Genomic DNA, 12884 nt, shown 5'->3' with positions numbered 1-12884 from the left:
CGTATGAAAGAACCGAAAGAAAATCATCCGATTGACCACTTGTTTGCCGGAAAATTAAAGAATCACGAGCAAGTACCCCGATCTGAAGCCTGGAATAAGCTGGAGTCACGGCTGAACAATAGCCATACGCAGCGGAAAGGATTGCCTTTATGGGCTAGGTACTCGGCAGCGGCTTCCGTAGGCGTATTGCTGCTAGCGGGTTGGTGGATGATTCAACCATCTACTACATCCAGGGGTCCGGAGTTAGCAGTAGAAAAACCTCAAGTGGTACAGCCCATCGCTACTCCTCAGCAAGAAGCAAAACCTGAGGTTACGCCCAATGCAGTCGAGACAACTATTGAACGGACACCGCAGGCAGAACTGGCTATCACAAAAAGAAAAGCACAGCCAGCAAAAGTTGTGGAGCCGAAGACACGACCAGTACCGGTTGAAGAACAGCTCGCCGTCGCTACCCCTACAGTGAGTCCTACGCCACAAATGGCAGAGACTAAGCCGTCTGTAAACGTCGCCACAAATGCACCTGAAGAAATGGTTGCTCGGGCAGTTACAAAAACTCAGGAAGCGGTAGAACCCAAAGTTTTTATAGTCAAAGTAACGGAAACCAGTGAAGCTGCTCCAGGTGAAGCCAGAGACGAAGCGATGGGGAAACGTTCGAAGGGTAAATTCTTCTCTCGTCTGGCCAAAGGTATCAAACACATTCAGGAAGGAGAGTGGAAAGAAGTGGGTCTGGACGGAAAAATGATTATGGCCCGGACTGAGGACAATCTTTTTAAAAAGAATTAAGCAACCTTTTGTACGTATTGGACATCTGGAAGTTAAATCGTTAGAAATATCTTATGAAACGCATCTTTACCGCTTTGCTGGCCTTTCTAGGGACGCTGGGCATGGCTTCTGCCAGTGATATTGTTCGGGATTCGATTATTGTAGTGATGGGAGATAAGTCCCGCATTATCATTTACGGAGAGAATAAGGAGGAATTAAAAAAGCTACTCAACTACGACGTAAATCGTTTGCTGAAGGATGTCGGCGGTAAGATTGATTCCACTTCACAGCGGAGTACTACTCGGATCACGTTGGGTGAGATAGACGGAGAGAAGTATCTGGAGAAAGTAGGAATTGAGCTGAATGGTTACCGGATTACTTCGAGCGGAGATACCGTTTACTACAAAGGCAGTAAACGAGTAAAGCGTACGCGTCCGTGGTGGCAAAACGATCAGGATAACTTCGTAATTTCTTTTGGCTTAAACGCTTACGGTAAAAAAGAAGATCTGAATTATAATCCGGAAGACTACGATTTACGTCCGCTGGGATCACGCTTTTTCTCGCTCGGGTTTTACCGGAATCCAACGCTCATCAAAGGTGAAGACGTAGCATTGCGAATGCGACTGGGCTTTGAGTTCACTTGGTATAACTTTATGTTCGAAGGGAATAATGTAGCCAGAAAAGGGCCTGAACGCATTGAATTTACTGAGTTTACGGAACCGCTGAAAAAGAGTAAACTTACCGTGTGTTACGTGACCGTACCCGTAATGCCAACCATTGCCATCCGCAAAGGAGCCGTTTCACATATTGGGGCGGGGGGCTACGTCGGCTATCGGTTGGATAGCTATACGAAAACTAAAACGCAGAATAACAAGAAAGACCATAATCACGCTGGCTACTGGTTGAACGATTTTCGGTACGGACTGATGGCAGAAATTGGATTCCGTAACTCTGTCGATCTGTTTTTCCAATATGACCTTAATGAGTTGTATCAGGAAGCACGTGGTCCCCGCGTACAGGCCGTTAGCTTTGGTGTTCGTCTAAACTAAGGCTCATCAGAATCCAGGAAAAGAGCAGTCGACGAGTCGGCTGCTCTTTTTTCAAAAAGAATAAATTTTTTTTTGAGTGGAATCAAAAGTGTGAAGCGTTTGACAATGAAAGGCTTAGCTTGTAGTAAAGCTGAACACAGAGAGGGGGAGACGAACTTTTTTTAAGCAGGGGCTTGACATGGGCTAAAGAACACTATACTTTTGCAACTCCAAACCGGAAGGTAAAGGGAAAAAGTTCTCTGATACAAGATTAAAAGAATTACCATTTGGGGCGATACCAGAGTGGCCAAATGGGGCAGACTGTAAATCTGCTAGCGTATGCTTACGGTGGTTCGAATCCATCTCGCCCCACAATTGATAAGAACCCGTTGGGTCGGGTTCTTATTTTAGTTTAGTCGTATGCGGGCGTAGCTCAGTTGGTAGAGCGGCAGCCTTCCAAGCTGCAGGTCGCGGGTTCGAGCCTCGTCGCCCGCTCAAACATTTGAGCGTTTAGTTTTTAAAATTCTTTCCATTCGGGAAGAATTTTTGTGTAAAGTTTCAGTTACGCTCGTAAGATTTACCCATTACAACGGAGATTTGCCGCTTACTTGTAAATCTCAAACGTAAGTAAAGATTATTGCCTTTGTAGCTCAGGGGTAGAGCACTTCCTTGGTAAGGAAGAGGTCAGGGGTTCAAATCCCCTCAAAGGCTCTGAAACTTTCTTTCCGTAGTTTAGGTTGAAAGATCAGGCATTGCGAAATCCCTCTCCGCATAGAGAGGGACTTTTTTCGTAAGGAAAGGTGCAAGTGACTCATTTCGCAAGTACACTTTCATCAATATTAAACCCAATCGCGAAACCGATAATTCTCTTAAAAAATGGCAAAGGAGACTTTTGACCGCTCGAAACCGCACGTCAACATTGGTACAATTGGTCACGTTGACCACGGTAAGACGACTTTGACTGCTGCGATCACTAAAGTTCTTTCTGAGAAAGGTCTGGCCGAGAAGAGAGACTTCTCCCAAATTGACAACGCTCCTGAAGAACGTGAACGTGGTATCACGATCAATACGGCACACGTAGAATACCAAACTGAAAATCGTCACTACGCTCACGTTGACTGCCCTGGTCACGCGGATTATGTGAAGAACATGGTAACGGGTGCTGCCCAAATGGATGGTGCAATCATCGTAGTAGCTGCTACGGATGGTCCAATGCCCCAGACTCGTGAGCACATCCTGCTTGCTCGTCAGGTTGGTGTACCCCAGCTGGTTGTATTCATGAACAAGGTTGACATGGTAGACGATCCAGAATTATTGGAACTCGTTGAAATGGAAATCCGTGACCTGCTGAGCTTCTACCAGTTCGACGGTGATAACATTCCTGTAATCCAAGGTTCTGCTCTGGGTGGCTTGAATGGCGAACCCAAATGGGTTGAAACCATCGACCAACTGATGGACGCAGTTGATAGCTGGATCCCAACGCCTGCTCGTGAAACCGACAAACCCTTCTTGATGCCTGTTGAGGACGTATTCTCAATCACGGGTCGTGGAACGGTAGCTACCGGTCGTATCGAAACGGGTGTAATCAACTCTGGTGATCCGGTTGAGATTCTGGGTATGGGTGCTGAAAACCTGAAATCTACGGTAACGGGTGTGGAAATGTTCCGCAAAATCCTTGACCGTGGAGAAGCTGGTGACAACGTAGGTCTGCTCCTCCGTGGTGTTGAGAAAACCGATATCCGTCGTGGTATGGTTATCTGTAAGCCTGGTTCAGTGAAGCCTCACAACCACTTCAAAGCTGAGGTGTATATCCTCTCTAAAGAAGAAGGTGGTCGTCACACGCCGTTCTTTAACAAATACCGTCCTCAGTTCTACTTCCGTACCACGGACGTAACGGGCGAGATCATGTTACCTGAGAACGTAGAAATGGTTATGCCTGGTGATAACATCACGATTGATGTAACCCTGATTAACCCCATCGCTATGGATAAAGGTCTGCGTTTCGCTATCCGCGAAGGTGGCCGTACCGTAGGTGCTGGTCAGGTTACTGAAATTCTGTAATTTTAGTATATTCGTAAAGAAAGCGTCTCGTTTCGGGACGCTTTCTTTATTTATAGAGAAAAAGTTTTCAGTTTACTGGAAAATAATTGTCCAGATAGTTGACGAACTCAAAACAAAACTCTATTTTTGCAGTCCCAAAATAAGAGTACATGCATACACGGGCATAGTATAAGGGTAGTACAGAGGTCTCCAAAACCTTCGGTCTGGGTTCGAATCCTGGTGCCCGTGCAACTAAGTTTCAGGTTTAAAGTTTAAAGTACCCCTTGATGAAAGCTCTTCATCAGACTTTAAACTTTAAACCTGAAAACTTTAAACTAAACACATGGAAAAGGTAACGTCTTTGTTTAAAGCTTCCTGGGACGAAGTGACGCAGCATATCACCTGGCCTCCGTTCAAAGATCTCCAATCAAGCTCCTGGTTAGTACTGATTGCTTCATTGATCTTCGCGATCGTGGTAGGACTGATGGATGCCGGTTTCCAGAATTTGCTGGATCTTTTCTATAGCCTCTCCAAGTAAGTAACGCGTTTACGGTTGGCAGTTTACAGTTTACAGTTGGTACATCCAAGCAGCGTTTACTGAAAACTGAAAATTGGAAACTGAAAACTGAGAAGAATATGAGTAACGTGAATTGGTATGTTTTGCGGGCCGTTTCCGGTCAGGAGAAGAAAGTAAAATCTTATCTGGAGAATGAAGTAGCCAGACAGGAATTACAGGACTCTGTACCGCAAATTCTGATTCCGTCGGAGAAAATTGTGGAAATGCGGAATGGTAAAAAACGCATCCGTGAAAAAGCATTTTTCCCCGGTTATATCATGATTTCAGCGGACTTGTCCAACGGAGAAGTAATGCACTTGATTACCAGTATGCCCGGCGTAATTGGGTTTCTGGGTAGTAATGATAAAGACAAGAATTCCAAAATTCCTGTTCCCCTGCGAGCTTCTGAAGTAAAACGAATGCTGGGTCAGGTGGATGAGGTCGTCGAAGAGACTTCTGCTTCATCGGTCTCCTTCCTGAAAGGCGAATCGGTTAAAGTAATGGATGGTCCTTTCAGCGGCTTTACAGGAACCATTGAAGAGATCTTCGACGATAAGAAGAAACTTCACGTAACGGTTAAAATCTTCGGCCGTAATACCCCCGTCGAGTTAAGTTACGCTCAAGTAGAAAAAGAAAGCTAAGACGAACACGTAGCTTATCCCAGGGTGTTGTGAGCCACCGGGGTAGATGGCAGTTCAAGCTTCCAAAGAGTTGCCCAAGTTTCGTTTCTGCTTCTTTCGATAGATGCAACGTGGGCTGGATACAGCCCAAAATTTTATCCAAACAATGGCTAAGCAAATCACCGGATACGTCAAATTGCAAGTGAAAGGTGGACAGGCTAACCCATCGCCCCCAATCGGGCCGGCACTGGGTTCCAAAGGTCTGAACATCATGGAATTCTGCAAGCAGTTCAATGCTCGTACCCAAGATAAAATGGGTCAGGTATTGCCTGTACTGATTACCTACTATTCAGATAAGTCGTTTGATTTCGTAATCAAAACGCCTCCTGCTGCTAACCTGCTGCTCGAAGCTTCTAAAGTGAAACTGGGTTCTGCTCAGCCTAACTTGAAGAAAGTGGGCTCAGTAAGCTGGGATCAGGTGAAAACGATTGCTGAAACGAAAATGCCCGATTTGAACTGCTTTACGATCGAAGCGGCTATGAAAATGGTTGCTGGAACGGCTCGCAGTATGGGGATCACGGTTTCAGGTACTGCTCCCTGGCAAGAATAATTTTCCCAACGGGGGAGAGCAGACCTACGCGTAGGAAAGCTCGTCATCACCCCAAAATAGTCCATAAACATGGCAAAGTTAACTAAAAAGCAAAAAGAAGCTCGTTCAAAATTCGACCAGGCTCAGGCATATGAACTGGAGAAAGCTGCGGCGATTTTGAAAGAGATTTCTTACACCAAATTCGACGCTTCAATTGACATTGACGTTCGCTTAGGTGTAGATCCCCGTAAAGCGGATCAAATGGTACGTGGCGTGGTTGCCCTTCCCCACGGAACGGGTAAAGACGTTCGGGTACTGGTTCTTTGTACTCCCGACAAAGTGGAAGAAGCGAAGGCTGCCGGTGCTGACTACGTAGGTTTGGACGAGTATATCGAAAAGATCATGGGTGGTTGGACGGACATCGATGTAATCATCACGATGCCTACGGTAATGGCTAAAATCGGTCGTTTAGGTAAAATCCTCGGTCCCCGTGGCTTGATGCCTAACCCTAAATCTGGTACCGTTACGCTGGAAGTAGGTAACGCCGTTCGCGAGGTGAAAGCCGGTAAAATCGACTTCAAAGTAGATAAAACAGGTATCATCCATACTTCGATTGGTAAAGTATCTTTTGATGCGAATAAGTTGGCTGAGAATGCCCAGGAAGTAATCAATACCCTGGTTAAACTGAAGCCTTCTTCGGCCAAAGGTACCTATGTGAAGAGCATCTTCCTGTCTAGTACCATGAGCCCGAGTGTAGAAATCGATAAAAACACTGTAAACGGTCTGTAAGTCATGACGAGAGAAGAAAAAGGTGCGATCATTGAGGAGCTGGCTGAAAAGTTCAAGTCTACTCCTTACTTCTATATCACCGACGCGGCTGGCATGTCTGTAGCTCAGACAAACGACCTTCGTCGGAAATGTTTCCAGGCTGGCGTTGAGTACCGGGTAGTAAAAAATACGCTGATTGCAAAAGCTCTTGAGCAATTAGATACGGACTATTCGGCCTTTAACGAAGGCGTACTGAAAGGTTTCAGTGGAATCATGTTCCACACGGAATCAGGTAAAGTACCTGCGAAACTGATCAAGGATTTCATTAAGGAATCTGGTAAAGCCAACAAACTTAAGTTCAAAGGTGCTTCGGTTGATTACAGCGTATTCGCTGGTGAAGACCAACTCGAAACCCTGATTTCTCTGAAATCGAAACAAGAACTCGTTGGCGAAATCATCGGTCTGTTACAATCACCTGCCAAGAACGTTATCAGCGGTCTGCAGAGTGGCGGCAACAAACTGGCTGGTATCCTCAAAACGCTTTCTGAGCGTCCTGAGTAATTCAGTAAGTCGGCTGAAGAAACCATTTCCGAAGCTGGCCCTGAACATTGATTTGGCTTCCAAGCCTGAATATATATCACTCTGTTTTTAATCATTTCGAAAAAATTTAAAGCATAATAAAATGGCAGATTTAAAAGCATTCGCTGAGCAGCTTGTAAACCTGACGGTTAAAGAAGTTAACGAACTGGCACAAATCCTGAAGGATGAGTATGGCATTGAGCCTGCTGCTGCTGCTCCCGTAATGGTAGCTGGTGGTGCTGCTGGTGGAGACGCTGCTCCAGCAGCTGAAGAAAAAACTTCTTTCGACGTAATCCTGAAGTCAGCTGGTGCTGGTAAACTTCAAGTGGTGAAAGTGGTGAAAGACCTGACCGGTCTGGGCCTGAAAGAAGCGAAAGAACTCGTTGACGGTGCTCCTAAAGCCGTTAAAGAAGGCGTAAGCAAAGACGAAGCTGAAGCTCTGAAGAAATCTTTGGAAGAAGCTGGTGCTGAAGTAGAAGTGAAGTAATTCACGCTACGATAGAAGATTCATTCTATCACAAGATAGACCCGGTCATTTGGCTGGGTCTTTCCTGCGTTAAAAGGTTAAAGTTTTCAGTAACCCGTTCTTTTGTAGCTAATGGACTGATACCCAGTACTAAGCTCATCACCTACAAAAGTCTTTGGCTGGAAACTAACTGCGTACGTATTGCGTTCTATCTTATACAGGCAACACGCCTGATATGATCTAAGGGTCTATCCCAAGCGTTCTTACCCCCGAGAATTACTGCTGAAACACGATTCCATTCGTAGGGGAATCGCAAAGGGAAGTAATTCTGTCAACTACGAGGTACTTATTTGAGAATAAAGCAGCGATCGCTCTTTATTCAGTAACAAATAGTCAGATTCGGACTTTAAAACCGTAGTGCCTTGGCAACAAACAAAACTTCCAGACACAACTTTGCCCGCATCCAGGCCGTCATCGATTATCCTGACTTTCTGGACCTGCAGGTCAAGTCTTTCAAGGAGTTTTTCCAATTGGAAACTCCGGCGGATCGCCGCAAAAACGAAGGACTTTTCAAAGTTTTTGCTGAAAACTTCCCGATTACTGATTCACGGGAAAATTACATTCTCGAATTCGTTGACTTCTCGATTGATCCTCCTAAATACTCCGTTGATGAAAGTATCGACCGGGGTTTAACGTATGCATTGCCCCTGAAGGCGAAGCTGCGTTTACGGAGTGAAGATCCGGACAACGAAGATTTCGAAACGATTGAACAGGAAGTTTTCTTAGGAAATATTCCTTACATGACCGAGCGTGGTTCCTTTGTAATCAATGGAGCCGAGCGGGTTATCGTATCACAATTACACCGTTCACCGGGTGTGTTCTTCTCGATGAGCAAGCACACGAACGGTTCTAAACTGTATTCAGCCCGGATTATTCCTTTCAAAGGATCCTGGATAGAATTCTCAACCGACATCAATAACGTCATGTACGCGTACATTGACCGGAAGAAGAAATTCCCGGTTACGACGCTGTTACGGGCGATTGGTTTCGGTTCTGATAAAGAAATTCTTGACCTCTTCGGCTTATCAGAAGAACTTCCCGCTACGCCTGCTGCTCTGAAAAGAGCGTTGGGTCGTAAGCTGGCCGCTCGTGTGTTGCGTACCTGGCAGGAAGATTTCGTAGATGAAGATACAGGAGAGGTAATGTCGATTGACCGGAACGAAATCCTGATGGAACGGGATTCCGTGGTATCGGCTGAAGACGTAGACATGATCTTGGAAAGCGGCGTAAAATCGATCATCCTGCACAAGGAAGATATGAACATCGCCGATTACAACATCATTTATAACACCTTGCAGAAAGATTCTGCGAACTCCGAAAAAGAAGCCGTTGAGCAGATTTATCGGCAGTTACGGAATACGGAAGCTCCGGATGAACAAACGGCCCGGGATATTATCCAAAGCCTGTTCTTCTCCGATAAACGTTACGATTTAGGTGACGTAGGTCGGTACCGGATCAACAAGAAGCTGCAACTGGACATCTCTATGGATACGAAGGTCCTGACGACCGAAGATATCGTATCCATCGTGAAGTATCTGATCGGACTGATCAACTCCAAAGCGGTAGTCGATGATATTGACCACTTGTCAAACCGTCGGGTACGTACCGTAGGGGAGCAGTTATACGCTCAGTTTGGTGTCGGTCTCTCCCGGATGGCTCGTACCATCAAGGAGCGGATGAACGTACGTGATAACGAAGATTTCAAACCCGTTGACTTGATCAACGCTCGTACGCTGTCTTCGGTCATCAACTCGTTCTTCGGTACCAACCAGCTGTCTCAGTTCATGGACCAGACCAACCCGCTGGCTGAAATCACGCACAAGCGTCGGATGTCAGCTCTGGGACCTGGTGGTCTGTCTCGCGAGCGTGCCGGTTTCGAGGTTCGTGACGTTCACTATACGCACTACGGTCGTTTGTGTACCATCGAGACTCCGGAAGGTCCGAACATTGGTCTGATTTCTTCGTTGTGCGTGCACGCGAAAATCAACTCGATGGGCTTTATTGAAACGCCGTATCGGGTGATCAAGGACGGAAAAGTAACGGACGAGTTACGTTTCCTGACGGCTGAAGAAGAAGATGGCCAGTACATCGCTCAGGCGAATGCCGCGATTGACGACAAGGGTAACTTCAAAGTTGACAAGATTAAAACGCGTTTCGAAGGTGACTTCCCGATGGCAGCCCCTGCTGAAACGCAGTTAATGGATATTGCTTCGAACCAGATTGTATCGGTAGCTGCCTCGTTGATTCCGTTCCTGGAGCACGATGATGCCAACCGGGCTTTGATGGGATCGAACATGCAACGTCAGGCGGTACCGCTGTTGCGTCCGGAAGCTCCTATCGTAGGTACGGGTCTGGAAGCTCGTGTAGCTGAAGATTCACGTGCCATGGTGGCAGCAGAAGGCGACGGGGTGATCGAGTTCGTGGATGCTACGAAAGTAGTGGTTCGCTACGACCTGACGGATGAAGAGAAACTGGTGAGCTTCGACAGCGAAGTACGTACCTATAATCTGGTGAAATTCCGCCGGACCAACCAGGATACCTGTATCAACCTCAAGCCGATTGTATTCAAAGGCGAGCGGGTAGTGAAAGGTCAAATCCTGACGGAAGGTTACGCTACGCAACAAGGTGAACTAGCTCTGGGTCGTAACCTGTTGGTGGCTTTCATGCCCTGGCAAGGATACAACTTTGAGGATGCTATTGTAATCTCGGAGAAAATCGTTCGTGATGACGTATTTACGTCGATCCACATCGAAGAGTTTGACCTGGAAGTTCGTGATACCAAACGGGGTGAAGAAGAATTGACTTCTGAAATTCCGAACGTATCCGAAGACATGGTGAAAAACCTCGATGAAACGGGTATCATCCGCATCGGTTCTGAAGTAAAAGAAGGTGACATCCTGATCGGTAAGATTACGCCCAAAGGAGAAACCGATCCGACTCCGGAAGAAAAACTGCTCCGTGCCATCTTTGGTGACAAAGCTGGTGACGTGAAGGATGCTTCCAAAAAAGCACCCCCATCACTCAAAGGGGTAGTTATTGATACGAAGCTCTTCAAACGTCCAAGCAAAGAGAAAGAAGTACGCGAGAAAGCGAAAGCGGACCTCAAAGTACTGATGAAGCAGTACAGCCGTGACCTGAATAAAATCAAGGACACGATGATTGACAAGCTGGCTACGTTGCTGGAAGGTAAAGCTTCACAAGGGGTGAAACACAAATTCGGTGAAGAAGTAATGCCGAAAACGACTCGTTTCACGCGTGCGAACATCGAAACGTACTTGTTCCCTGAGAAGAACCCGTACCGTGACGAAAGTAACTATGCCGTTCCTGAAGAGGTGAACATGCTGACGGATCTTGACCTGAACGGCTGGACGGATGACGCTCACCTCAATGAATTGCTGGTAACCCTGGTGAAAAACTACATCAAGAATCGTAGTGAAGTAGCGGGTCACTTCAAACGGGAACGTTTCGCTCTGGAAGTAGGCGATGAATTACCTGCCGGTATCGTACAGTTAGCGAAAGTATACATCGCCAAGAAGCGTAAGCTGAAGGTAGGGGATAAAATGGCTGGTCGTCACGGTAACAAAGGGGTAGTAGCCCGGATTGTACGTGAAGAAGATATGCCGTTCCTCGAAGATGGTACGCCCGTTAACATCGTCCTCAACCCACTAGGGGTACCTTCACGGATGAACATCGGTCAGATCTACGAAACCGTATTAGCCTGGGCTGGTTTAAAGCTGGGTAAGAAATACGCAACGCCGATCTTCGATGGTGCTACCGAAGAAGAAGTAGTAACGGAATTGAACGCGGCAGGTCTGCCTCCGTTCGGTCGTACGTACCTCTACGATGGTTTATCAGGGGATCGTTTCGATCAACCCGTAACGGTAGGTCTGATGTACATGCTGAAGCTGGGTCACTTAGTTGATGACAAGATGCACGCCCGTTCGATTGGACCTTACTCGCTCATTACGCAACAGCCGCTGGGTGGTAAAGCTCAGTTTGGGGGTCAGCGTTTTGGAGAGATGGAGGTATGGGCACTTGAAGCCTTCGGAGCCTCGCACATTCTGCAGGAAATCCTGACCGTGAAGTCGGATGACGTGCAGGGTCGTGCGAAAGCGTACGAAGCTATCGTGAAAGGTGAAAATCTGCCCAAGCCGAACATTCCGGAATCATTCAATGTATTGATTCACGAATTACGTGGTCTGGCTTTAGAGATCACACTCGATTAATAAAATGCGGAATTAGTCAGGGAAGAAGCTTCTTCCCTGATTCATTCTTCTCGTGATAATTACCCCAATAAATGGAATTAAAAACCGGGTATTTCAAACAAATAGATTCCCTACGAGCCTACGCAGTATTATCAGTAATTGTTTTTCACTGGTTTTCGAAAGATAGTTGGATTAATGCATTACCGAACGGCACCATTGGAGTTACTCTATTTTTTGTAATTAGCGGTTTTTTGGTTTCTCGTATTTTGATGATGGCGAGAAACCGGATAGAGCGGAATGAACGAAGTTTCAAAACTGAGTACAAGAACTTCTTTGTGCGGAGAGCGTTACGAATTTTCCCCCTGTATTACGGGATCTTATTCGGCGTTTTTGCCTTACGCAAGTTTGCCCATATCACGATTGAAACGGACCTTTTTAAACAGCCGCTGTATTACTTTTTCTATTTATACAATCATTACCTGGACTCCACCGGAAACTGGTCGGACTTACTGTCGCCCTTCTGGAGTTTATCCGTGGAAGAACAGTTTTATATTTTCTGGCCGCTGATGTTGTTGCTGTCTCCGGCCAAACGACAGCCCTATTTCATACTGGCAGCTATCGGTATTGGGCTGGGATCAAGAGTGCTGTTGGCTTTATCCGGAAGTGGTCAGGACGGATTGGCAACCGTGTACTGCTTAGATGCTTTCGGAATTGGAGCCTTGTTTGCCTACTTGTTCACGAATAGTAGTGATTCGCATGAAGCAATTCGAAAAAAGAATAACTGGACGTTAGCCATTGGTCTGGTACTGTTTGCGGCCTGTCTGGCCTTGGATTCAGGCTCCTGGTTCGTGCTGGTATTTAAACGTTTTTCAATTGCGGCTATTTCGATGTATTTGGTTAGCGGGGCTTGTCTGGAATTTAAAGGAATATTCGGCCGGATCTTAAACAGTGAAGTGTTGATTTACATTGGTAAAATAAGTTACGGACTCTACGTGTTTCACATGCTTATTCCCAGTGTATTTGTTCCCAAGTTTTTGACTTACACGCCAGCCAGAATTACGCAACTCATTACCAGTAGTCAGAGTGTTTACGTTACGTTTTGCTTTATTTTCTTACTGGTACTAGCCAGTTTATCCTGGTACCTGTTCGAAAAACGATTTACGGATTTAAAGAAGTACTTTAAAATGTAATCGTTTGAAATCTAAAGCAGT

General features: G+C 46.2%; 11 protein-coding genes and 4 tRNA genes. All 15 read left to right on the top strand.

Annotation, left to right across the window (positions count from 1 at the left end):
- The first annotated feature begins 3 nt into the window (after positions 1–3).
- Positions 4–783: a hypothetical protein gene (locus BWI93_RS21480; protein ID WP_094815110.1), complete on the top strand. Its 780-nt coding sequence runs from the start codon at positions 4–6 to the stop codon at positions 781–783.
- Positions 784–836: 53 nt separating this feature from the next.
- Positions 837–1811, top strand: coding sequence for an outer membrane beta-barrel protein (locus tag BWI93_RS21475; protein WP_094815109.1), 975 nt, complete (start codon positions 837–839; stop codon positions 1809–1811).
- Positions 1812–2079: 268 nt separating this feature from the next.
- A tRNA-Tyr gene (locus BWI93_RS21470) sits at positions 2080–2162 on the top strand.
- A 50-nt stretch (positions 2163–2212) separates the two neighbouring features.
- A tRNA-Gly gene (locus BWI93_RS21465) sits at positions 2213–2285 on the top strand.
- 144 nt (positions 2286–2429) lie between these two features.
- Positions 2430–2501: transfer RNA gene (locus tag BWI93_RS21460), tRNA-Thr, on the top strand.
- A 165-nt stretch (positions 2502–2666) separates the two neighbouring features.
- Positions 2667–3851: an elongation factor Tu gene (gene tuf, locus BWI93_RS21455; RefSeq protein WP_094815108.1), complete on the top strand. Its 1185-nt coding sequence runs from the start codon at positions 2667–2669 to the stop codon at positions 3849–3851.
- 157 nt (positions 3852–4008) lie between these two features.
- Positions 4009–4079 (top strand) — tRNA-Trp (locus tag BWI93_RS21450).
- Positions 4080–4173: 94 nt separating this feature from the next.
- Positions 4174–4368 (top strand): preprotein translocase subunit SecE, encoded by a 195-nt coding sequence (secE, locus tag BWI93_RS21445; protein WP_094815107.1) that lies wholly within the window; start codon positions 4174–4176, stop codon positions 4366–4368.
- Between the two features lie 98 nt (positions 4369–4466).
- On the top strand, positions 4467–5027 hold the full coding sequence (gene nusG / locus BWI93_RS21440) for a transcription termination/antitermination protein NusG (protein ID WP_094815105.1): 561 nt from the start codon (positions 4467–4469) through the stop codon (positions 5025–5027).
- A 145-nt stretch (positions 5028–5172) separates the two neighbouring features.
- Positions 5173–5616 carry a 50S ribosomal protein L11 gene (gene rplK, locus BWI93_RS21435; protein WP_094815103.1) on the top strand — a complete coding sequence of 148 codons (444 nt, stop codon included), beginning with the start codon at positions 5173–5175 and terminating at the stop codon, positions 5614–5616.
- A 69-nt stretch (positions 5617–5685) separates the two neighbouring features.
- Complete coding sequence (gene rplA / locus BWI93_RS21430) at positions 5686–6384, top strand: 50S ribosomal protein L1 (protein ID WP_094815101.1); 699 nt, start codon at positions 5686–5688, stop codon at positions 6382–6384.
- 3 nt (positions 6385–6387) lie between these two features.
- The gene (gene rplJ / locus BWI93_RS21425) at positions 6388–6924 is read left to right on the top strand and encodes a 50S ribosomal protein L10 (protein ID WP_094815099.1); all 537 of its coding nucleotides are present in this window, start codon (positions 6388–6390) and stop codon (positions 6922–6924) included.
- A 121-nt stretch (positions 6925–7045) separates the two neighbouring features.
- Positions 7046–7429, top strand: a complete 384-nt coding sequence (gene rplL, locus BWI93_RS21420; RefSeq protein ID WP_094815097.1) for a 50S ribosomal protein L7/L12 — start codon at positions 7046–7048, stop codon at positions 7427–7429.
- A 401-nt stretch (positions 7430–7830) separates the two neighbouring features.
- Positions 7831–11694: a DNA-directed RNA polymerase subunit beta gene (rpoB, locus tag BWI93_RS21415; RefSeq protein WP_094815095.1), complete on the top strand. Its 3864-nt coding sequence runs from the start codon at positions 7831–7833 to the stop codon at positions 11692–11694.
- Between the two features lie 71 nt (positions 11695–11765).
- Complete coding sequence (locus BWI93_RS21410; RefSeq protein WP_094815093.1) at positions 11766–12863, top strand: acyltransferase; 1098 nt, start codon at positions 11766–11768, stop codon at positions 12861–12863.
- Positions 12864–12884 lie beyond the last annotated feature (21 nt).

This window comes from Siphonobacter sp. BAB-5385 (assembly GCF_002261125.1).
GTDB lineage: Bacteria > Bacteroidota > Bacteroidia > Cytophagales > Spirosomataceae > Siphonobacter.
The sequence above is the reverse complement of the archived record's forward strand: the minus strand, read 5'-3'. Positions and strand labels throughout refer to the sequence as shown.

Coding starts and splice junctions, on each gene's coding strand:
- BWI93_RS21480 (WP_094815110.1), top strand. CDS start 4: ATGAAAGAACCGAAAGAAAATCATCCGATTGACCACTTGTTTGCCGGA.
- BWI93_RS21475 (WP_094815109.1), top strand. CDS start 837: ATGAAACGCATCTTTACCGCTTTGCTGGCCTTTCTAGGGACGCTGGGC.
- tuf (WP_094815108.1), top strand. CDS start 2,667: ATGGCAAAGGAGACTTTTGACCGCTCGAAACCGCACGTCAACATTGGT.
- secE (WP_094815107.1), top strand. CDS start 4,174: ATGGAAAAGGTAACGTCTTTGTTTAAAGCTTCCTGGGACGAAGTGACG.
- nusG (WP_094815105.1), top strand. CDS start 4,467: ATGAGTAACGTGAATTGGTATGTTTTGCGGGCCGTTTCCGGTCAGGAG.
- rplK (WP_094815103.1), top strand. CDS start 5,173: ATGGCTAAGCAAATCACCGGATACGTCAAATTGCAAGTGAAAGGTGGA.
- rplA (WP_094815101.1), top strand. CDS start 5,686: ATGGCAAAGTTAACTAAAAAGCAAAAAGAAGCTCGTTCAAAATTCGAC.
- rplJ (WP_094815099.1), top strand. CDS start 6,388: ATGACGAGAGAAGAAAAAGGTGCGATCATTGAGGAGCTGGCTGAAAAG.
- rplL (WP_094815097.1), top strand. CDS start 7,046: ATGGCAGATTTAAAAGCATTCGCTGAGCAGCTTGTAAACCTGACGGTT.
- BWI93_RS21410 (WP_094815093.1), top strand. CDS start 11,766: ATGGAATTAAAAACCGGGTATTTCAAACAAATAGATTCCCTACGAGCC.